This window comes from Streptomyces sp. NPDC001927, from assembly GCF_053594455.1.
The window spans coordinates 283,879-304,296 of record NZ_JBSFEN010000008.1 but is presented as its reverse complement, the minus strand read 5'-3'; the positions used below and the strand labels follow the sequence as shown (position 1 = coordinate 304,296).

At 72.3% G+C, this 20,418-nt stretch carries 23 protein-coding genes; 16 read left to right on the top strand and 7 right to left on the bottom strand.

Going from position 1 to position 20,418, the window contains the following annotated elements:
* Window positions 1-249 precede the first annotated feature (249 nt).
* The 4 genes from ACWCO8_RS23420 (at window position 250) to ACWCO8_RS23405 (ending at window position 2,299) form a co-directional block, all read left to right on the top strand.
* Entirely contained in the window at window positions 250-621 is a 372-nt protein-coding gene (locus ACWCO8_RS23420) for a cupin domain-containing protein (protein ID WP_362014256.1), read from the top strand.
* A gap of 95 nt (window positions 622-716) precedes the next feature.
* On the top strand, window positions 717-1,232 hold the full coding sequence (locus tag ACWCO8_RS23415) for a DinB family protein (RefSeq protein ID WP_451033870.1): 516 nt from the start codon (window positions 717-719) through the stop codon (window positions 1,230-1,232).
* 90 nt (window positions 1,233-1,322) lie between these two features.
* The gene (locus ACWCO8_RS23410) at window positions 1,323-1,853 is read left to right on the top strand and encodes a GNAT family N-acetyltransferase (RefSeq protein ID WP_451033869.1); all 531 of its coding nucleotides are present in this window, start codon (window positions 1,323-1,325) and stop codon (window positions 1,851-1,853) included.
* Window positions 1,850-2,299 (top strand): nuclear transport factor 2 family protein, encoded by a 450-nt coding sequence (locus tag ACWCO8_RS23405; protein ID WP_451033868.1) that lies wholly within the window; start codon window positions 1,850-1,852, stop codon window positions 2,297-2,299. Before ACWCO8_RS23410 ends, ACWCO8_RS23405 begins: the two co-directional genes overlap by 4 nt.
* A 26-nt stretch (window positions 2,300-2,325) precedes the next feature.
* On the opposite strand, the gene ACWCO8_RS23400 is transcribed toward ACWCO8_RS23405, so the two are convergent.
* A complete protein-coding gene (locus tag ACWCO8_RS23400) occupies window positions 2,326-2,901 on the bottom strand; it encodes a hypothetical protein (protein ID WP_451033867.1) in 576 nt (191 codons plus the stop codon).
* A gap of 102 nt (window positions 2,902-3,003) precedes the next feature.
* On the opposite strand from ACWCO8_RS23400, the gene ACWCO8_RS23395 reads away from it, so the two are divergent.
* Entirely contained in the window at window positions 3,004-3,552 is a 549-nt protein-coding gene (locus ACWCO8_RS23395) for a DUF4262 domain-containing protein (protein WP_451033866.1), read from the top strand.
* Window positions 3,553-3,772: 220 nt separating this feature from the next.
* Here the strand turns inward: ACWCO8_RS23395 and ACWCO8_RS23390 are convergent, their stop codons facing one another.
* Both ACWCO8_RS23390 and ACWCO8_RS23385 read right to left on the bottom strand, forming a co-directional pair.
* Window positions 3,773-4,246, bottom strand: a complete 474-nt coding sequence (locus ACWCO8_RS23390; RefSeq protein ID WP_451033865.1) for a PH domain-containing protein — start codon at window positions 4,244-4,246, stop codon at window positions 3,773-3,775.
* Between the two features lie 326 nt (window positions 4,247-4,572).
* The gene (locus ACWCO8_RS23385; RefSeq protein ID WP_451033864.1) at window positions 4,573-4,941 is read right to left on the bottom strand and encodes a hypothetical protein; all 369 of its coding nucleotides are present in this window, start codon (window positions 4,939-4,941) and stop codon (window positions 4,573-4,575) included.
* Window positions 4,942-5,093: 152 nt separating this feature from the next.
* On the opposite strand from ACWCO8_RS23385, the gene ACWCO8_RS23380 reads away from it, so the two are divergent.
* Window positions 5,094-6,539: a carboxylesterase/lipase family protein gene (locus ACWCO8_RS23380; protein WP_451033863.1), complete on the top strand. Its 1,446-nt coding sequence runs from the start codon at window positions 5,094-5,096 to the stop codon at window positions 6,537-6,539.
* Between the two features lie 36 nt (window positions 6,540-6,575).
* On the opposite strand, the gene ACWCO8_RS23375 is transcribed toward ACWCO8_RS23380, so the two are convergent.
* Entirely contained in the window at window positions 6,576-7,175 is a 600-nt protein-coding gene (locus ACWCO8_RS23375) for a DJ-1/PfpI/YhbO family deglycase/protease (RefSeq protein ID WP_451033862.1), read from the bottom strand.
* A gap of 75 nt (window positions 7,176-7,250) precedes the next feature.
* Window positions 7,251-7,691 carry an OsmC family protein gene (locus ACWCO8_RS23370; RefSeq protein ID WP_362014268.1) on the bottom strand — a complete coding sequence of 147 codons (441 nt, stop codon included), beginning with the start codon at window positions 7,689-7,691 and terminating at the stop codon, window positions 7,251-7,253.
* A 233-nt stretch (window positions 7,692-7,924) separates the two neighbouring features.
* Between ACWCO8_RS23370 and ACWCO8_RS23365 the strand changes: the two genes are divergently transcribed.
* Together ACWCO8_RS23365 and ACWCO8_RS23360 are read left to right on the top strand one after the other, a co-directional pair.
* A complete protein-coding gene (locus ACWCO8_RS23365) occupies window positions 7,925-8,215 on the top strand; it encodes a hypothetical protein (protein WP_451033861.1) in 291 nt (96 codons plus the stop codon).
* A 102-nt stretch (window positions 8,216-8,317) separates the two neighbouring features.
* Window positions 8,318-9,310 (top strand): glutamate ABC transporter substrate-binding protein, encoded by a 993-nt coding sequence (locus ACWCO8_RS23360; RefSeq protein ID WP_451033860.1) that lies wholly within the window; start codon window positions 8,318-8,320, stop codon window positions 9,308-9,310.
* 58 nt (window positions 9,311-9,368) lie between these two features.
* On the opposite strand, the gene ACWCO8_RS23355 is transcribed toward ACWCO8_RS23360, so the two are convergent.
* Window positions 9,369-10,055, bottom strand: coding sequence for an NADPH-dependent F420 reductase (locus ACWCO8_RS23355; RefSeq protein ID WP_451033976.1), 687 nt, complete (start codon window positions 10,053-10,055; stop codon window positions 9,369-9,371).
* A 244-nt stretch (window positions 10,056-10,299) separates the two neighbouring features.
* Between ACWCO8_RS23355 and ACWCO8_RS23350 the strand changes: the two genes are divergently transcribed.
* The 5 genes from ACWCO8_RS23350 (at window position 10,300) to ACWCO8_RS23330 (ending at window position 16,342) form a co-directional block, all read left to right on the top strand.
* Window positions 10,300-12,669, top strand: coding sequence for a molybdopterin cofactor-binding domain-containing protein (locus ACWCO8_RS23350; RefSeq protein WP_451033859.1), 2,370 nt, complete (start codon window positions 10,300-10,302; stop codon window positions 12,667-12,669).
* A 15-nt stretch (window positions 12,670-12,684) separates the two neighbouring features.
* Window positions 12,685-13,164 carry a (2Fe-2S)-binding protein gene (locus tag ACWCO8_RS23345; protein WP_451033858.1) on the top strand — a complete coding sequence of 160 codons (480 nt, stop codon included), beginning with the start codon at window positions 12,685-12,687 and terminating at the stop codon, window positions 13,162-13,164.
* Window positions 13,165-13,280: 116 nt separating this feature from the next.
* Window positions 13,281-13,973 carry an alpha/beta hydrolase gene (locus tag ACWCO8_RS23340; RefSeq protein ID WP_451033857.1) on the top strand — a complete coding sequence of 231 codons (693 nt, stop codon included), beginning with the start codon at window positions 13,281-13,283 and terminating at the stop codon, window positions 13,971-13,973.
* Between the two features lie 148 nt (window positions 13,974-14,121).
* Complete coding sequence (locus ACWCO8_RS23335) at window positions 14,122-14,940, top strand: hypothetical protein (protein WP_451033856.1); 819 nt, start codon at window positions 14,122-14,124, stop codon at window positions 14,938-14,940.
* A gap of 115 nt (window positions 14,941-15,055) precedes the next feature.
* Window positions 15,056-16,342, top strand: coding sequence for a YncE family protein (locus tag ACWCO8_RS23330; RefSeq protein WP_451033855.1), 1,287 nt, complete (start codon window positions 15,056-15,058; stop codon window positions 16,340-16,342).
* Window positions 16,343-16,366: 24 nt separating this feature from the next.
* Here the strand turns inward: ACWCO8_RS23330 and ACWCO8_RS23325 are convergent, their stop codons facing one another.
* Window positions 16,367-16,753 (bottom strand): MerR family transcriptional regulator, encoded by a 387-nt coding sequence (locus tag ACWCO8_RS23325; RefSeq protein ID WP_362014281.1) that lies wholly within the window; start codon window positions 16,751-16,753, stop codon window positions 16,367-16,369.
* A 65-nt stretch (window positions 16,754-16,818) separates the two neighbouring features.
* Between ACWCO8_RS23325 and ACWCO8_RS23320 the strand changes: the two genes are divergently transcribed.
* The 3 genes from ACWCO8_RS23320 to ACWCO8_RS23310 all read left to right on the top strand — a co-directional run bounded on the left by ACWCO8_RS23320 (window position 16,819) and on the right by ACWCO8_RS23310 (window position 20,374).
* Window positions 16,819-18,129 carry an MFS transporter gene (locus ACWCO8_RS23320; RefSeq protein WP_451033854.1) on the top strand — a complete coding sequence of 437 codons (1,311 nt, stop codon included), beginning with the start codon at window positions 16,819-16,821 and terminating at the stop codon, window positions 18,127-18,129.
* A 126-nt stretch (window positions 18,130-18,255) separates the two neighbouring features.
* Entirely contained in the window at window positions 18,256-19,209 is a 954-nt protein-coding gene (locus ACWCO8_RS23315; protein WP_451033853.1) for an alpha/beta hydrolase, read from the top strand.
* Window positions 19,202-20,374, top strand: coding sequence for an acyltransferase family protein (locus ACWCO8_RS23310; protein ID WP_451033852.1), 1,173 nt, complete (start codon window positions 19,202-19,204; stop codon window positions 20,372-20,374). The genes ACWCO8_RS23315 and ACWCO8_RS23310 overlap by 8 nt, the downstream gene beginning before the upstream one ends.
* The last annotated feature ends 44 nt before the right edge of the window (window positions 20,375-20,418 follow it).

Here is a 20,418-nt window from a genome sequence, read left to right as displayed (position 1 = left end):
TGACGTACGCGCCTGCCGCCCGGGGGGCCGGGTCGGCACGGGAGCAGGTGAGGGGGCAGGCAGGGGCTGGCGCGGGCAGGCATGCGGGCAGGCGCGGGGAGGCGGGGAGCAGGAACGGGGCAAGCGCAGGCTGGCGCGGGGGCAAGCGCGGGCTGGCGCGGGGCAACGGAGCGGCCGGGGAGGGGTGTCCGGCGTAGCCTGGAAGTGGACTCGGGGAGTTCACGTCACACCGCCGGGAGGCGGAGAACCATGACCGGAATCGTCTCCAGAAGCTTCGACTCGGCGGATGAGACCCGTCCGTTCGAGGACGCCAAGGGCCGGCTCGACCTGATCACCACGGACCGCGGCCCGGTCGGCCGCGCGGTCTTCGAACCCGGCTGGCAGTGGAGCAAACACATCAAGCCCATCGCCGGTACGGACAGCTGCCAGGCCGCTCACCTCGGCTACGTCGTAGGCGGCCGGATGAAGATCGTCATGGACGACGGCGAGTCCCTGGAAGTGGGCCCCGGCGACCTGTTCACCGTCAAGCCGGGCCACGACGCCTGGGTCGTCGGCGACGAGCCGTGCGTGGCCCTGGACTGGGTCGGCTTCGGCGACTACGCCGTCCGCCCAGGTACTTGAGGCCGCTCTGACGCTCGGCTGTCCGGGTGCGCGGCCGCCCGGACGGCGGCGAAATCCGGTGGTCGCCGGGCGCACCGCCTCGGCACGATGACCGGATGACCGAAGACCACCGCGTCCAGCCGCCCCGTACCGCCGACGAGCGGACCACGCTCACCGCCATGCTCCAGTTCCAGCGCGACACCCTGGAGTTGAAGTGCGCCGGGCTCACCCCCGAGCAGCTCAAGAACCGGGCCGCGCCGCCGTCGGGGCTCTCCCTCGTAGGGCTCGTACGGCACGCGGCGGAGGTGGAGCGCGGCTGGTTCCGCAATGTGATCAACGGTGAGAAGAGCCGTAGTCCGTGGACCCCCGCCGGTTCCACGGACTGGGCCGACTTCGACGTGGACGACCTCGACGAGGCCGGAGTCGCCGAGGCGTTCACCATCTGGCGCCAGGAGTGCGCCCGAGCGCGCGCCGTCGTGGACGCGGCGGACTCCCTGGACGTGTGCGGACATCAGGGCGACGAGGCCTACTCCCTGCGCTATGTCCTCGCCCACATGATCGAGGAGTACGCCCGCCACAACGGCCACGCGGACCTGCTGCGCGAAAGCCTCGACGGCGTCACGGGCGAGTAGGCCCGGAGTTGGGGGAGGCGGGTGCGGCGATCCTGTGGATCGCCGAAAATGCCTGATCAAAGGGTGCGTTGGCCTGTTATCGTCGCCCGCATGCCCGAACTGGTCGCCCCCACCGCCCAACTGCACCGCTCCTGGCTCGAAGCACACGCCGAGTGGAACCCCGGCACCCGTCAGGCGGGCGCCGGGATAGGGCTGGCGGAGGAGCAGGCGCTCGCGATCCCCGAGGTCTTCGCCTCATGGGTCGGCCGCCTGTGCGAACAGTCCGACCGGACGCGAACCTTGGGCGAGGGGCGGGTGCACGCCACCCACTGGTGGATCGTCGAGGACGGGGTGTACGTCGGCGCGATCGACCTGCGCCACCGGCTCAACGACTTCCTGTTGCGCGCGGCCGGACACGTCGGCTACAGCATCCGCCCGTCCGCCCGCCGCCGGGGCCTCGCCACCTGGGCGCTTGGCGCGATCCTCCCCGAGGCCCGCGCCCTCGGCCTCGACCGCGTCCTGGTGACCTGCGACGACGACAACATCGCCTCCGCCCGCGCGATCGAGCGCAACGGAGGCGTCCTGGAGGACATCCGCATGACCGAGATCGGCCGCAAGCGTCGCTACTGGATCGCCCTGTGAACGCCGGAGACGGGCGGTGGGGGAGCGCAGGGGAGTGGGACACCTCGGACTCCACCGCGGAGTCCGAGGTCGCCGAGGCGATCGCCGCGGAGCTGCGGCTGTTGGACCCCTCCGTACGCTCCTCGCGTTCGCTCGCCGGGAGCCTTCTCGACCCCGACTTCGTGGAGGTCGGAGCGTCCGGCCGCCGATGGACGTACGAGGAGATGGTCGCAGCGCTGCCCGAGATGCAGGGCGCTGTGGACGACGGACCGCGCTACGAACCGTCCGGGATGGCCGGCACACGCCTCGCCCCCGGCTTGGTCCACCTGACGTACGCGACGCACATCGACGGCCGGCACGCCCTCCGCAGCTCCCTCTGGCGCCGCCACACCGACGGCACCTGGCGCATGTACTACCACCAGGCGACCCCGGCCCCGCAGCCGCCGGATCGGTCCGAGGCGCAGTAAGGAAGGAGCAGCAGGCCAGACCTGTTCTAGGGGCGGACGGCGCGGACGTGGTCGGCTGAGAGGTGGAGTTCGTACGGCAGGCAGCAGTCGGAGCAGAGGGTCGCGACGAGGGTTCCGCAGGCACACATCTGGTTCATTCCGCCGTCCGGGGTTGCTCCGCAGCAGGCGGAGGAGGTGTGCTGCAGTGTCAGGCCGCGCGCGTCGTCCGGATTGATGACGATGTTGCCTCGCGGACCTTGCGACACCAGCCATTGCCCGCGCCCGTTGCCCATCGTCCCGCGGCGGGGCATCGCAGGGCCGGGGATGTCGGTGGCGACCAAGGGGGCACCGTAGGGCTTCGTCTCGATGGCGTAGCGGCCTGACGGCACGGTGGCCGGCGACGGGCCCGGCTCGTCCGCGTCCCACCATGCGAAGAACGGAGGCTCGGGAACCTCGGGCAGCCGGGTGAGGGGTTCCGTCAAGGGCACCTCACACCTCGCGCACACGAAATGCACCGCATCGGACGCCGCGGCTCCATCGGTGACGTCGGCATGCGCGGCGGCCGGCCTCGGCGGGGGCTCGGGCTCGCCATGGCCCGGATCCTGGTCGTGCTCATCGCCCATACGCCGACCGTACGCGGCGCGAAGGGAGACGATGCTGTTCGATTGAGAGGGGTCACCAGCCCCGGCTGTCTGATTCGAACGTTCACCGCGTAGCCTCCGCGCATGACTGATGGTCCGTTCCAGTGCCGCTGCGTCCTCTGCCATGACTACGGTGACCGAGACGAAGCGGACCGCGCGGATCTGACGATCATCGGGGATGTGCGGCAGCACGGATGGCACGTCGTCATGGTTCCCGAGGACGAGATCGGCCCTGGCTTCGCCTACACGATCGGCCTCACCCACACGCACGCTGCACCTGAACTCGCCATGTTCGGGGCCGATATCCACGCCATGCACCGCATGCTCAACAGGCTCGGAGAGCAGGCCGCGGCGGGTGCTGTCCTGGCTGACGGTCAGAGACATCCTGACGTTGCCGACGGCCACCACGTCGCGCTCAGGCAAGTGGATCTCCGCTGGTACCGGACCTTCTTCGGGCGGGCCATCAGGTTCTACCGGCGGCTTCCTTTCCCCGTGCTGCAAGTTGCGTGGACCGGTCCGGATGACCGCTTTCACTGGGAAGAACAGGCTCAGGAGAGGCATCGGGAGTCACAGCCTCAGCTGTGGCTGCCACCGAGTGAGCACCCTGTCGGGATCTGGACGACCGAACTCTGACCTCGAAATGCCGAAGCTCGGCCGACCGGCCGGTGGACCAGCTGATCGGTCCGGTACTCGGCAGCCGTTGACCCTGTGGACCTGGTCGAAGGCGGTTGGTCGACTTCCGTCCCCTTGCTGCCACCGGACCGGTTCGCGGACGGCGTGCGAGCCCTGCCGGGAATCTCCGTGCACGCGACTGCGGCAGGGGCCCTGAGAGCCGGGGACGCCAGTGTGGCTGTCACGCGCAGTTGGGGCAGCCGGTGATGTGAGTGGTGTGCAGGGACTTGATCAGGGCGAAGTCGGCCTCGACTGCGCGACTGGAGTACGACGCGAGGGTGCCGAGCCCCGTGTGCTCCCCATTCTTGAGGATCAAGCCCGGAGCCTCAGCCGGGGCCAAGCCAGGGCCGTCACCGGTCTCGACCGTACTGATCGAGCACCATGGAACGACTTTCGTGCGTCCCAGGCCACGTTCGGTGAGACCCGCGGAGTCGATCCGAACTCCCATGGCACAGCCGCGGAAGGCAAACCAGATGCCGAATGCGACGGTCACGGTGTTGAAGACCGTGCCTGCGAGACCGGAGGCACCCGCCCCGCCGATGAGCGTCAACGCGCCCAGCAGCGCGAAGGTACTCCCCACCATGATCAGGGCCGTGCGCTGCCACGGTCTGTGGAGAGTCTGGGTCGGTATCGGGGGTGGTGTAGCGGACTCCATGGCCCTGACTGTAAGCCGTAGTTCGTACGCCGAGCAGGCGATTCACCGTCGCAAGATCAGCGACAGAGCGACAGGACGCTCTCGCCCCTGGCCAACAAGGACGGCGCCCTCATGGCCTGTCACCGGAGTCGCAGGGTCGGATCTCCAGCTGGCGAGCTGTCTCCGGATAGCCAAGATGCCGGCGAGACGCCTGGTGGTGCCACTCGACCACGTAGTCGTCATCGTCGGGGCTTCGCAATATGTGCAGGTGCGGACTGGTGGCCCGGCCGGCGCAGCGGCCCGTAGCCCGATCGCGACCGTCTGCGCGCCCGCCCCGCCCCGCGCCGTCAGCCGAACGCGTCCGTCATGCAGTCGCGCGCGCACGCGCCCCGTTCGTACTCGTGGCGGAGGGCGGCTGCCGCGAGGTGGGGGTCGGCGTTCGGGCGGTCGAAGTGTTCGTCGGCCAGGCGCAGGACGTCCGAGACCGTGATGATCGCCGGTTCGCCGGCACCCGCCGCCCCGCGTGCGGAGGCGATCGCCATACCGGCCGCCCGTCGCAGGACGCGCCAGTGCTCGCGCTCCATGGCGGCCCAGGCCCGCGCGGGGGCCAGTGGCCGGGCCGAGCGGCCCTGGCGGGCGGCGCCGAGTGCCATGAGACCGATCCCGGCGGCGACCGCCAGGATCCCGACCGCCGTCCCCGCCTGCAGCCCCGCCATGCGCGACCTCCCTGCCGTCGAGTCAGTGGTACCCCGCTCGACCGGACTCCAGTCGGCGCGAGGCGAGGACCTCACTGACACGCGCAAGTGACACGTGTCACCTTCTCGCTCCAGGCGTTGACTCGGCTGATCATCGGCCGGACGCTGCTCCCATGACCGTCACCTCCGTCACCACCACCCGCGGCCCCGTGCGCGGCGAACGCCGGGCCGACGGGAGCCTGCGCTTCCTCGGCATCCCGTACGCGCAGCCGCCCGTCGGCGACCTCCGCTTCGCGGCGCCCGTGCCGCCGGAGCCGTGGACCGAGCCCCTCGACGCCACGGCGTACGGGCCGACCGCCCAGCGGCGCCCCTTCGCCGACGTCACCACCATCCCCGAGCCCTCCATCCCGGGCGCCGGGGTCCTCAACCTCAACGTCTTCACGCCGGACACGGACCCCGAGGCCGGGCTGCCGGTCCTGGTCTGGATCCACGGCGGCGGTTACGTGGCGGGGTCGGCGGCCAGCCCCTGGTACGACGGATCGGCCTTCAACCGGGACGGTGTCGTCCTGGTCTCCCTCGGCTACCGGCTCGGCATCGAGGGCTTCCTGCACCTCGACGACGCCCCCGACAACCGGGGCGTCCGCGACTGGATCGCGGCCCTCGAATGGGTCCGCGACAACATCGCCCGCTTCGGCGGCGACCCTGCCAAGGTCACCGTCGCCGGCCAGTCGGCGGGCGGCGGCGCCGTCCAGACCCTGCTCGCCGTCCCCGCCGCCCGGGGCCTGTTCCGGGGCGCGCTCTCCGTCTCCGGGGCCGTCATGCGCCCCGACGGCCCCGAGGGCGCCCGCGCCGCGTCCCGCCTGTTCACGGCCCGTACCGGAGTGCCCGCCACGGCCGCCGCGCTCCGCGACCTGGGCGACGACGAACTCCTCGACCTCCAGGACCGCCTCGGCGCGCCCGGCCCGGACCGCGAGGGCCTGCCGCCCCTGCTGTCCCTGGCCCCCTTCGCCGACGGCGAGCTGATCCCGGAGCCCGTCCTCGACGCGGTGACGACCGGGGACGCGGGCGCCGACGTGCCGCTCATGCTGGGCTTCACGGCCCACGAGTTCAACGCCATGCCCGCCCCCGGCCCCGACGGCCCGCCCGTGCCGGTCCTGCTCGGCGCGCTGGGCCTCGCCGAGGAGAAGGTGGCCGCCTTCACGAAGGCGTACGCGGCGGACGGCGCCGACACCCTCTTCGGTCAGGCGCTCACCGACGTCACCTTCCGCGCGCCCTCCCTGGCCGTCGCCGACGCCCGCGCGGCGAGCGAACGACCCACCTGGCTCTACGAGTTCCGGTGGGAATCGCCCGTCAACGGCAGCGCCTTCCACTGCCTGGACCTGCCGTACGCCTTCGACCTCCTGGCCGCCGAAGGCGTCACCGCCGTCGCAGGCGAGGCGCCGCCCCGCGCCCTGGCCGACGCGATGCACGGCGCCTGGGTCGCCTTCGTACGGGACCAGGACCCGGGCCCCTCCTGGCCGCGCTACACGACCGGTGACCGCGCCACGATGCTCTGGGACACCGAGTCGCGCGTGGAACACGACCCGCTGGCCCAGGTCCGCGAGATCTGGCACGACTGAGCGGATGAGCCCACGGGGTGCCCCTCGCCGGAGCGGTCACGCCGGCGCGGGGTGCCCCGCCCGGGCGAGGGCCTCGATGATCGCCGCCGAGAACGGCCGGACGTCCGCGGGCCTGCGCGAGGTGATGAGCGGGAAGCCGCCGGAGGTGTCGACGACGACCTCGCGGTTCCGCCAGGTCCCGCCCGCGTTGACGAGGTCGGTGCTGATCGAGGGGTAGGAGGTGAGCTCCTTGCCCGCGACGAGTCCGCTCTCGATGAGCAGCCACGGTCCGTGACAGATCGCCGCGACGATCTTGCCGTGCGTCGCGAACGCCATGAGGAGTCGCTGGGCCGCCTGGTCCGTCCGCAGCCGGTCGGCGTTGACGGTCCCGCCCGGTACGACCACCGCGTCGTACGCGTCCGCCGACACCGCGCCGTACGTCGTGTCGGGCCGGACCGTGTCACCGGGCCGCCGGTCGGACACAAGGGTCACGACGGGTGCGTCCTCGCGCGCGGCCACGGTCACCTGGGCGCCCGCCTCCCGCAGGGCCGCGACCGGCTTCCTCAGCTCGTCCTGCTCGGTTCCGTAGTTGGTGGTGAGGACGAGCACGTGCTTTCCGTTGATCGGGTGGGTCGGGTGGGTCGGGTTGCTCGACACGACGCGTACCTCCTGTCGATCCGTACGCCTCCACCCACGCGACTCACCACCCACAGCGCGGTCAAACGGGACGGGTCAGCCCGCCCGGAATCCGATGGTCCCGTCGGGCAGCACGGCCTCGACCGTCGCGCCGTGCTCGACGGTGCGGCTCACCGTGCAGAACTTCTCGTGCGTGAGCCGTACGCCGCGCGCGAAGACCTCGGCGGCCTTCGGGTTGTTGTCGGGCAGGTCGAACTCGTAACTGACCCTGATCCGGCCCACCCGGCCGTCGTCCTCCGGCGTGGAGACCGACTCCACGACGATCCGCAGGTCGTCGTGGTCCACGGCGCGCGCCGTCCGGTCCACCACCATGCCGCCGCAGCCGCCCATGGCCGCGAGCAGCAACTCGACCGGCGTGAACGAGGGCTGGGCGTCCGGGTCGTCCGCCGCCCCCATGCGTACCTCCGCGCCCCGGTCGTTGCGGGCGGTCCACTGCCGGTAGGCGGTACGGACGGTCTCGATGCGGTAGTCGGCCATGGCGGCGTCTGCTCCTCGGTGCGTGTGCGTGTGCGTGTACGTGTACGTGTACGTGTACGTGTGCCGTTGGGGTGAGTGTTGCCGGTGCGTCGATCGTTCACGCAACCCCACCGGGACCCGGGCCGCCAAGGGGACGCGCCGCGACGGCCGTGGGCCGGTCTGAGTATCCCGGGCAGCCCGGGTGAGTACGTCGCCGGATGCCCGGCCCGGGCCGCCGACGATGGAATGGGGTCATGACCACGGACGCCCGGCGCACCAGCCGTATCCAGCACGTCACGGCCACCGGCTCGGCCGTGGCGGTCGCGCTGCTCCCGCTCGTCGTCGGCATGATGCTCGCGCGGAGCGTGGGCGCCGACCCGATGACCTCCGTGAACGCCCTGATCACCAGTGGCGGCCAGCGCGCCCGGCTCTCCCGCTGCCAACTGCGCGCCGTACGACGGCCGACGCTCCCCACGCTCAAGGCCCTGCCCTCGCTGCCCTCCTTCCCCGCACTTCCCGCCCTCTCCGTTCTCCGGGGCCGGTGAAGCTTCCCCCAACGTCCACCCAACTCTCGGGATTGGGGCCGGTGTTGATGCTCCTGTGCGTAGCCTTGGAGGTGGGGAGTCGGCTGCGCGGGGGTGGGGCTTGTGACTGCTGGATCCGGGTCGGAACGGCGGGGGAGAGGGCCGCTGGGCGGCCGCCTCGCGCTCTGGCTGATGCTGATGGCGGCCGTGTTCGCCGCGGCCCCGGCCGCCGCCGTCACGGTGGGCCCGTCCGCCGAGGCCCGGGTACGTGGCGCTCGGCCCCCGGCAGCGCCGGTCGCCCGGGCGCCGGCCTGCGACCCCCGGCGCGCCAGTCCCCGCCCCGACCGGGTGGACGGGGAGGCGGTGCGGCGCATCCGGGAGCGCGGGCATCTCGTCGCGGGCGTCGACCTCAACAGCTACCTCTGGGCTTCGCTCGACCAGGACGCCCAGGAGCCGTCCGGCTTCGACATCGACATCGTCCGGGCGATCGCCCGCGACATCCTCGGCCCGAAGGCCACGGTCCGCTTCGTCAGCATGCCGCCCGCCCAGCGGATTCCGCGGCTGCAGAACCGCCAGGTCGACGTCATCGTGCGCACGATGAGCATCACCTGCGAGCGGCTGGCCGACGTCGCGTTCTCCAGCGTCTACTTCGAGACCGGGCACCGGCTCCTCGTGCCCCAGGACTCCGAGCTCACCGGCTTCGACTCGAAGCTGCGCGGCCGGCGCGTCTGCCTGAGCAAGGGCAGTTCGGCCTCCGACCTCCTGAAGAACTCCGGCACCGGCGCCGTCGCCGTGGAGACCGCGAGCCATCTCGACTGCCTCGTCGAACTCCAGCAGCGGAACGTGGACGCCGTCCTCACCCACGCCACGCTCGCCGCCGGTCTTGCCGCGCAGGACCCCACGCTCCGGATGGTCGGGCCGCTCCTCGACACCTCGCTGTACGGCGTCGCCATGAACAAGGACGACACGGACCTGGTCCGGCGGGTCAACGCCGTCCTGGAGGACTACCGCGCGGGCGGCGCCGCCAGCCCCTGGATGGTCTCGTACAACAAGTGGCTCGCCCCGACACTGGGCGCCAACCCACAGGGCCCGCCGGTGGCCGCTTACGCGGACTGAGTCCGGGCGAACGTTGCCTCAGGCTCGGAACGTGGCCTTCAGCCCCGGAACGTCGCCTTCAGGCCCGGAACGTGGCCGGCCGCTCGGGAGACGCCTCCGCGAGGGCCTTGGTGACGGCCTCGACGCCGGCCCGCAGACCGTAGACCGGGGTGTCGGGCTGCTGGCGCCAGGAGTCGTCGATCCCGCCCGCGTCGACCGTGTCGAAGCCCAGCTGGTCGATGAGGGCGCGGACGGTCTTCTTCGCGACCTCGTCGTCACCGGCCACCGGCAACGCCAGCCGCTCGGGGTCGCCGGCCGGCAGCGGCCGGTCCAGGATGTCCGAGGCGTAGGTGCCGTTGAAGGCCTTGATCACGGGGTGGCCGAGGTGCCCCTCGGTCCAGCGGCTCTCGGTCAGGCCGTCGTCCTCGATGGCGGCGATCCGGCCGTCGCGCTGCGGGTAGTAGTTGTTGGTGTCGATGAGGGCGAAGCCCTCCGCCGCGTCCGCGAAGAGGCCCGAGGGCAGGTCGGGAACCGCCTTCAGCGGTACGGTGACGACCACGATCTCCGCGCCGCGCGCCGCCTCACCGACGGTGACGGGCGTCGCGCCGGTCTCGTCGGCGAGCGCCGTGAGGGTGTGCGGGCCACGGGAGTTCGCGACGGACACGTCGTGACCGAGTGCGGTGAGGCGACGGGTGAGGTTGCCGCCGATGTTGCCTGCGCCGATGATGCCGATCTTCATGGACGTTCGTTCCTTCCGAGCGTGCAGCGGGTGCGACGGGGTGTCACGCACGCTCTGAACCTCCCTCCCCGGGCCAGGTATTCCCGGTTCGTCCCACCGTGTCGTGAGGGCTTGTGGCGGCCGCTGTGAATCCTGCGACGTTCCGGGATACGGAAGCCCGCTGATGAGCGATGATCCATCCAAGATCCCATCCAAGATCCCATCCAGGATCGATCCACAATCCCATCCGAGATCCGTCCGACGACGTGGCGGTCCGTGGAGAGGGCAGTCGATGACCGTGCGAGAAGACGCGCATCAGCAGGGCCGACAGCAGCAGGACCAGGAGCGGCCGGAGTCGGGACCCGACCGGCGCCGATTCCTCGGGTACGTCCTCGCGGCACCGACCCTCACCGTCGCCGCGCAGCTCGGCGAGGCGGTCCTCGCCCCCACCCCGGCGGTCGCCGCCGCGCCCGCGCTGGTGCCGTCCCTGCCCGGGCCTTCCGAGATCTACGATCTCAACGACATGCTCACGCATGCCGCCCTGCCCACGGCGAACCTGATCACCCTCCGCGTCGAGGCCGACGGCTCCGTGTCCTTCGCCCTGCCGCGTGCCGAGGTCGGCCAGGGCATCACGACCTCCTCCGCCATGCTGATCGCCGAGGAGCTCGACCTGCCGCTCGACAAGGTGCGCGTCACCCTCGCGGACGCCCGCCCGGAGCTGCTGTTCAACCAGATGACCGGTGGCTCCAACACCACCATCGCCACCTTCACCCCCATCCGCGTCGCCGCCGCCGTCGCCCGGGGCCGGCTGCTGCGCGCCGCCGCGCTCGAGCTCGGCGAGCTGCTGGGCTCGCTCACCGCCAAGGCCGGGGCGATCGTCTCCTCGGCGACCGGCCGCAGCATCGGCTACGGCGAACTCGCCGCGAAGGCGGCCGCGGTGAGCGACACGGCGGTGTCGGTCGCCCTGAAGAAGCCGTCCGAGTTCAAGGTGATCGGCACCTCCCAGCGGCGGATCGACGCCCTGGAGGCCGTGACGGGCCGCAAGAAGTTCGCCATGGACGTGCAGGTGCCCGACGCCCTGCCGACGATGGTCTGCCGGCCGCCGACGATCAACGGCACCGTGCGCTCGGTCGACAACCTGGCCGCGGTACGCGCCATGCCGGGCATCACCGACGTCGTACGGGTCTCCACCGGCGTCGCCGTCCGTGGCCGTACGTTCGGCCAGTGCATCGACGCCGTCCGCGCCCTCAAGGTCACCTGGGGACCCGGAACCGCCGAAGGCGCCTCGGACGCGACCGTCCAGCGGAAGCTGCGGGCGGCGGAACTCCCGCTTGTCGTACCGCCGTTGCCCCTGCTGACCAAGGCGGTCGACGCCCGCTTCACCTTCCACTTCTCCAGCAACAGCGCCCTGGAGACCAACTGCGCGATCGCGGACGTCCGTTCGGACTCGGCCGAGATCTGGGCGAGCCTGAAGACGCCGATCGTCGCCCAGGAGCAGATCGCCCTCCAGCTCGGCCTCCCGATCACCGCCGTGAAGGTCCATGTCACCGAGGGCGGGGGCTCGTTCGGCCGCAAGCTCTTCCACGACGCGGCGGGCGAGGCCGCCGAGATCTCGAAGGCCATGGGCAAGCCCGTGAAGCTGATGTGGCACCGGACCGACGACTTCCGCCAGGGCCGTACGCACCCCATGTCGACGTCCCGGGTCCGGGCCACGTACACGCTCGGTGAGGTGCTCACGTACGAGCAGCGCCACACCTCCGTCGCCACCGACTTCGGCCACGGACTCGGCGAGATCATCACCTCGACGGCCGCCCAACTGCCCGTGGGTGACCTCGCGTTCTCCGAGACGATCTTCGCGCTCACCCAGCAGAGCCCGTACCACTTCGGGGTCACCACCCAGCTGCTCAGCGAGACCGACAAGGGCTTCAACACCGGCTCCATGCGCGGCATCTATTCGCCCAACGTCCGGTGCGCGCAGGAGCTGGTCGTGGACGAGCTCGCCAAGCGCATGGGCAAGGACGCGTACGCGTTCCGCCGCAAGCACCTGAAGGAGGAGCGCGCCCGCGCGGTCCTGGACAAGGTCGCCGAGGTGGGCGACTGGGGCCGGTCGATGCCCGCCGGCACGGCCCAGGGCATCGCGCTGCACCCCGAGTACCACGCCTTCGTCGCCGTACTCGCCGAGATCGACTGCCGGCCGGAGACCACCGGCCGGAAGATCCACGACGCGTACACCGGCCCCCGCGTCACCAAGGTCGTCTGCGCGGTCGACGTCGGCCTCGCCGTCAACCCGCGCGGCCTGGAGGCCCAGATGATGGGCGGCATCATGGACGGCATCGCCGTCGCCCTCACCTCCGGCCTCCACCTCGAGGACGGCCGCTTCCAGGAGGGGAGCTGGGACAACTACTTCTACACCCGGCAGTGGAACACCCCGCCCGAGCTGGAGATCGTCGTCATGCCGCCGACCTCGGACCGGCCGGGCGGCGCGGGCGAGCTGGCCGTCGGCGCCGCGATGGCCGCGGTCGCCTGCGCGTACGGCCGGGCCACCGGCACCATGCCGACGACCTTCCCCGTCAACCACGCCGAGCCGCTCGCCTTCGAGCCGCTGCCGGCCACCCCGCCGATCCCCGCCTCGCCGGTCGACGGCCTCGACCGCGCCTTCTAGGACCCAGGAGCCACCGTGCCGCACCACACCTTCATCCTCAACGGCAAGGCCGTCACGGCCGAGGTCGAGGACGACGTCCGGCTGCTGTGGGTGCTCCGTGACGTCCTCGGCGTCACCGGGCCCAAGTACGGCTGCGGGCTCGGCGTCTGCCAGGCGTGCACCAGCCACATCAACGGCAAGGCGTTCAACCCCTGCTCCGTTCCGGTCAAGGAGATCGCCCCGACCGACGAGATCACCACGATCGAGGGCCTCCCGGCGACCGTCGGCAAGGAGCTGCACCCCATGCAGGAGGCGTGGCTGGATCTCGACGTGGTCCAGTGCGGCTACTGCCAGCCCGGGCAGATCATGACGGCCGTCGCCAAGGTCCGCGCGGCGCGCGAGGCCGGGCGGGAGATCGACGAGGCCGACCTCGACGAGATCCGCAACATCTGCCGCTGCGGAACCTACAACCGGATCCGCGAGGCGATCGTGGCGGGAGCCCGCCGGATGCCCTGACCAGGGCGGTGCTCGGTGTGCGGGGGCGGCGGGGTTGCGCTGTGCTGGACGGGACGGCCCTCGGCCACCCCCGCCGGGCGCCGCCTGTCCCCGGCATTCCCCGAAAGGCAGATCCCATGGCTGACAAGCCCGCAATCGTCCTGGTCCACGGCTTCTGGGGCGGTGCCGCGCACTGGGCCAAGGTCATCGTCGAGCTCCGCCGGCGCGGCTTCGGGTCGCTGCACGCGGTGGAGAACCCGCTGACCTCGCTCGCCGACGACGCCGAACGCACCCGCAAGATGGTGCGGCAGATCGACGGCCCGGTGGTGCTCGTCGGCCACTCGTACGGCGGTGCGGTGATCACCGAGGCGGGCGATCTGCCCAACGTCACCGGACTGGTCTACATCGCCGCGTTCGCGCCGGACGCGGGGGAGAGCCCGGGCGGGATCACCCAGGAGAAGCCTCCCGCCGCGTTCGAGAACATCGCGCCCGACTCCGACGGCTACCTCTGGATCAAGCAGGACAAGTTCCACGAGAGCTTCGCCCAGGACGTGTCGCCGGACGAGGCGCTGGTCATGGCCGTGACGCAGAAGGCGCCGCTCGGATCGACCTTCGGCGACAACGTCACGGCCCCGGCCTGGCGCGCGAAGCCGACCTGGTACCAGGTCTCCACCGAGGACCGCATGATCCATCCGGACAACGAGCGCCGCATGGCCGCGCGGATGAACCCGCGCAAGACCGTCGAACTGGACGCCGGCCACGCCTCCCTGGCCTCTCAGCCCGGCCCGGTGACCGACCTCATCGAGGAGGCGGCCGGCGCGGGCGCCTGAGGACCATCGGGTCTCTCTGCCTGTCCGCCGTTCCGCCTGCCGCCCAGTTGTCACGAGAGCGGCGCCATCCCTTCCGGTTGTGTTCGTCATGGCTTCCCGTGTCGTGCCCAGGATCCTCCTGGGTACGACACAGAGAGAGGCCCCTCCCGTGCAACGACGTGAGTTCGCAGCAGCCGTCACCGCCGCCATCGCCGCCCCGGCCGTCCTGGCCGCGCCTCCGGCGCAGGCCTCGGACCGTGCGGACGACCGCCGTGCCGACGAGCGCCGCGGGAGCGAGGGCCGGGGCGGCGAGGGGCTGCCGCACCACATGCTCGCGGTGCTCGCCGCCGAACTGGACGACAAGGTCGCCGCCCGCGCCCTCGTCCCGCACCTGTACGACGTCGGCTTCGACTGGCGCCCCGAGACGACCGCACTCGGCGAGATCGACTTCGTCGTCGCGTACGGCTTCGGCAACCGGCCCCCGGCCGGCGGCGGCGACCCGTCGAAGGTGCGCTACGAGCCCGGCCCGGTCAACGAGGCGCTGGCCGACACCGTCGCCGCGCTCCGCAAGCGCCGGAACGTGCCCGTCTACGCGCAGTGGGAGATCGCCCGCTTCCTCGAGTCGAAGCACCACATGACGGACGTGACCTCGATCGAGCCGGTCATCGCCCCGGACGGGACCATCACCTACCTCTCCACCGACGGCGTCGCCGCCCAGGTCGCCGAGGCCAGGAAGGGCCTCCCCGGCGGCATCGGCACGGCGGGCGTCATCGGCTTCCGCGACCACGTGAAGCGGTGCGTGCAGACCACCCGCGACCGGGGCATGCGGGCGTTCGCGCCGCGCGGGATCGAGCTTCCGGGGACGTACGACTCCGAGTCAGGCCAGGCCTGGACGCGCCGCCGCGATCTCTACCTGGTGCACGACATGACGGCCCAGTGGACGGTCCTGCGCCAGAAGCTGATCGCGCGCGCCTACCCCAACGGCTGATCCGGGCCGACGCGTTCCGACCCCTTGTGGGCCTCGCGGCAACTCCTTACTGTCGGGTAAGTCGCCCTGACGGACAGGGCAGTTGATGCCGCACGGTCTCCCGGAAGGAACATCGATGTCTGCTGTCCGGACGCGGGGCGCCCACCGCCTCCTGCTCGGTTCGCTCGCCGCCGCCCTCGCGCTGACCGTCGGGGGCGGCGGCGTCACCGTCGCCGCCCCGTCGGCCGCGCCCGCCGCGTCGGAGGCGCCCGCGGGCCTCCGGCAGGTGATGTTCGTGGGGAACAACTGGGACGGCACCGCCGACGTCATCGAGGCCACCGGGGACTTCTCCCGCATCGGCCGGATCAACGTCATCCCGGACCGCGAGGCCCGGATGTGGGAGATCGGGCTCAACCCCGTGAAGCTCGCCTTCTTCCTCGGTGTCAGGATGGGTCCCGGCGAGGGCCACGACCAGTTCGTCGACGACATGTACGCCACGCCCGACGGCTCGGCGATGGTGGTCTCCCGGCCGAGCTTCGCCGACGTCGTCTCCATCGACCTGCGCACCGGCGGGATCAACTGGCGCTTCCCCGTGTCCGGTTTCCGCTCCGACCACATGGCCGTCTCGCCCGACGGCACCCGCGTCGCCGTCTCGGCCTCCACCTCCAACCGGGTGCACGTCCTCGACATCACCACGGGCCGGGAGGTCGGCTCCTTCGCCACCGGCGACAAGCCCCACGAGAACGTCTTCACCGCCGACGGCCGGTACCTGTGGAACATGGCCATCGGCGAGGTCACCACCGCCCTCGACGCCCCCGGCTGGGACTGGACCAAGGGCGACCGGCGCATCACCGTGGTCGACACCCGCACCTTCGAGCAGGTCCGGGTGATCGACATGCGCGCCCGGCTCGACGCCTTCGGCCGCAAGGACCTCTCCGACGCGGTCCGTCCCGTGGCCTTCACGCCGGACGAGTCCACGCTCTACTTCCAGGTCTCGTTCCTCAACGGCTTCCTGGAGTACGACGTCGCCGGCGACCGCATCACCCGGCTGAAGACCCTCCCCGAGAACCCGGCGACCAACCCGGACCGCACCACCTGGGTCAACGACTCGCGCCACCACGGCATGTCCATGAGCCCCGACGGCTCCAAGCTCTGCGTCGCCGCCACCATGGACGACTACGCCACCGTCGTGGACCGTACGAGCCTCCGGGAGGGCCCGCTCGTGCCGGCCGCGAAGCCGTACTGGGCCACCGTCAGCGGCGACGGCCGCTCCTGTGTCGTCTCGGAGAGCGGCGCGGACCGGGTGACCGCGATCGACTTCGCCACCGGGCGGGCCGTCGCCTCGGTCGCCGTCGGCGACCACCCCCAGCGCGTCCGGCTGGCCCGCATCCCCGCCGACTGGACGGGCCCGGCCGCCCGCTGACGGCGTCTCGGCGAGCGACGGGGCTCAGGTCGTGGCGGCCGACCCCGTCGCCAACTTCTCCCGTACGGCGTCGAGATACTCGGCCACCGCGTCCCGGTTGCGGGTCAGGAACCGGATGCGCTCGGTCATCCGGTCCCGCTCGCCCTCCAGCGTGGCGAGCATCTCCGGTGTGGCGTCGGGGAAGTGGATGACGCGGGGCTTGTCGAGGCAGGGCAGGATCTGCTTGATGATCCGCGTCGGCAGCCCCGCGTCCAGCAGGCCGCGGATCTGCAGGACCCGGTCCACGTTCGACGCGTCGTAGACGCGGTAGCCGTTCGGCAGGCGATCGGCGACGATGAGGCCCTGCTCCTCGTAGTACCGCAGCATTCGGCGCGGGGTGTCGGTGCGGTCCGCCAGTTCTCCGATGCGCATGTGGCCCACCTCACAGCAACTCGCTTTGACCTTCACATCAATGTGAGGGTTTCAGCATACGTGGCATGAGCAACCACACCGCACAGAAGGCCGGTTCGCCCACGAGTGAGGACCGGCGCGAGAACCGGCGTCGGGACCGCCGCGAGGGCCGGCGAGAGAACCGTCGCCGGGACCGGGGAGGAGTCCGCCGCGAGGACCGGCTCCCCTCCGACCGGCTGCCCTGGCCCGCGCTCCTCGCCCTGGCCACGGCCGTCTTCGTCACCAGCCTCACCGAGACGCTGCCCGCCGGCGTCCTCCCCGCGATGAGCGCCGACCTCGGCGTCGGCGAACCCGCCATGGGCCAGTCGGTCACCATCTACGCCATCGGGACGGCGCTCACCGCCATCCCGCTGACCGCCGCCACGGCGTCCTGGCGCCGCAAGCGGCTGCTGCTCGCGGCGGTCGTCGGCTTCGCCGTCGCCAACACCGTCACCGCGCTCTCCACCCACTACCCGCTCACCATGGCCGCCCGGTTTCTCGCGGGCGTCGCCGCCGGGCTCGCCTGGGCCCTGCTCGCCGGCTACGCCCGGCGGATGGTGGCCGTCCACCTCCAGGGGCGGGCGATCGCCGTGGTCATGACCGGCATTCCGGTCGCGCTCTCCCTGGGCGTGCCCGCCGGGACCTTCCTGGGCGCCGCCCTCGGCTGGCAGGTGACGTTCCTTCTCATGACCGCGCTCGCCGCCGTCCTGACCGGCTGGATCGGCCTCACCGTCCCGGACTTCCCCGGGCAGCCGCGGGGCGGCCGGGCGCCGATCCGGCGGACGCTGGCCGTCCCGGGCGTCGCCCCGGTCCTCCTGGTCACCCTCGTCCTCGTGCTCGCCCACACCCTCCTGTACACCTACGTCGCGGCCTTCCTCGACCACCTGGGCATGGGCGGCTTCACCGGCACCGTCCTCCTCGTCTTCGGCGCGGCCTCGCTCCTAAGCATCTGGTTCACCGGCCTGCGCATCGACCGGGGCGTACGGGCCCTCACCCTCGCGGGCACCGCCCTGTTCGCCGTCGCTGCGGGCGTGCTCGCCGTGGCGGCGGACAGCCCGGCCCTCGTCTACGCGGCCGCGACCCTGTGGGGGCTCGGCTGGGGTGGCGCGCCGACCCTGCTGCAGACGGCCGTCGGGGACGCCGGCGGCGAGGCCGCCGACACCGCCCAGACCATGCTCGTCAGCCTCTGGAACGCGGCCATGGCGGGCGGCGGCATCGTCGGCGGCCTGCTGCTCGACCGCCTCGGCGCGGGTGCCCTGGCCTGGAGCGTCCTGGCGCTCCTGATCCTGGTCCTCGCCGTCGTCGCGGCGGCCCGCACCCACGGATTCCCCGCCCGGCGAGGCCGCGCCGACGGGTGAAGCCCCTACTCGTCATACTTCGGAGCTACGCGCCGACTGTCCCCTCTGGCGGGACGCCGACCACACCGCGTGATCCATACCTTCCGTACCGGAACGACGAACCACTCCGGTACGGAAGGACACGCCATGGCGTCCCGCCCGCGCAGCCGTCGGCTGCGCCGCACGCTGCTCACCGCGCTCGTCATCGCCTCCGTGGCGGTGCCGACCGCGGGCGCCGCCCGCCCCGCCGCCGTCCCCGCGCCCGTGCCGCCCGCGCTGGGACCGCTGGCCCCGGCCACGGCGGCAACCCTCGGCGCCCGGTACGCCGCCAACCGGGACGCCGTGCTCGCCGCTGCGCGGACCGCCGCCGATTACGGCGACCGGAAGCGGGCCGCGGTCCTGCGCGCGATGGCGGGCCGGGACCGGCACTTCCTCTCCTTCGACGGCCGCGACGGCGGCCGCAGCGTCGAGGTCGTCGGCGACCTCGCCCGCGCCGAACGCGTCGCCGTCCTGGTCCCCGGCTCCGACACCGCGCTCGGCAGCGAGCGGTTCCGGTCCGGCGCCGTCGCCCTCCAGCGGGAGCTGGGGGAGCGGTCCACCGTCCTCGCCTGGCTCGGGTACAGCACCCCCGCCACCGCGAGCGCCGCCGCCGTCACCCCCGGGCGCGCCGACGAGTCCGCCCCCGAACTGCGCGCGTTCACCGCCGAGTTACGGGTGGCCAAGCCCGCCGCCCGGATCACGCTCCTCTGCCACTCGTACGGCTCCGTCGTCTGCGCCAGGGCCGCCCACGGCCTCTCCGCCGACGCGCTCGTCCTCTACGGCAGCCCGGGCACCGGCGCCGACAGCGCCGCCGATCTGCGCACTGGGGCCACCGTCTGGGCGGGCCGGGGCGCCGCCGACTGGATCGCTCACGTACCGCACCTGCGGCTTCCGCTGCCCTCCGGCGAACTCGGCTTCGGCACCGACCCCGTCGACCCGGAGTTCGGCGCCCGGGTCTTCGACGCCGGGGCCGGCGGGCACAGCGACTACCTCGTGCCCGGCTCCGTACCGCTCGCCAACTTCGCCCGCATCGTGGAGGGAAGGGAGCCCACCCGTGCGTGACCTTGTCCGCCGTATCGAGTCCGCCACGCCACCCGGCCGGGACCGTGCCCTCGACGCGCTGCGCGCCCTCGCCATCCTCGGCGTCGTCCTCGGCCACTGGCTCGTGACCGCCCTGATAGCCGACAGCGGTACGGTGCGCGGCGCCAGCCCCCTCACCCACCTGCCCGAATTCACCCCGGTCTCCTGGGTGTTCCAGACCCTGGCCGTCTTCTTTCTGGTCGGCGGGGTCGTGGCAGCCCGGGGCCACGCCGCCTCCCGTGCCCGGCACGAGAGCTACCGCCACTGGCTCGGCGCCCGCCTCGGCCGCCTCTTCCGGCCCGTCGCCGCCGTGCTCGCGGTGTGGACGGCGGTCGCGCTCGCGATGCTCGTCGGCGGGGTGCCCTGGCAGACCGTGCACGCCCTCGGCAAGCTCGTGCTCTCCCCGCTCTGGTTCCTGCTTGTTTTCGCCGCGCTCACCGCCGCGACCCCGTTCGTCGCCCGCGTCCACCCGCTCTGGCCGCTCGCCGTCGTCCTCCACGTCGACCTGATCCGCTTCGGTCTCGACGGGCCCGACCGGCTCGGCTGGATCAACGTGGCCGCCGGCTGGCTCGTCCCGTACTGCCTCGGCGCGGCCTGGTCCCGCGACGGGCTGAAGGACCGCCGCACCGGCTGGGTCCTGCTGCTCGGCGGGGCCGCCACCACCGCCCTCCTCGTCCTGTTCGCCGGCTACCCCGCCGCCATGGTCGGCGTCCCCGGCGCCCCGGTCTCCAACCTCAACCCGCCCACGCTCGCCGTCGTCACCTTCGGCGTCGCCCAGTGCGGGGCCGCCCTGCTGCTGCTCGATCCGCTGCGGCGGGCCCTGCGCAGGCCCGTCGCCTGGGCGGCGGTGGCGCTGCTCAACCTCAGCGCGATGACCGTCTTCCTCTGGCACCAGACCGCGATGATCGCCGTCACCGCCACCGGACTGCTCGCGGGCGAACTCCTGGGCCACGGGGCGCTCCTGGGCCTGCACTCCGTCCCCGACGGATACGGCTGGGTCCTGGCCCGCGTCGCCTGGCTCCCGCTCTTCGCCGCCGCGCTGCTGGTCTGCTGCGCCGCGTTCCGTACGTACGAACAGGGCGGAGGGACCGCCCGGGCAGGCCGCGAGCGGCGCCCCGCCGAGACGAAGGAGGCACGACGTGCCTAGGGTTGACACGCAGAAGCCGGAGTACGTGGGGGAGCGGGTGGGGG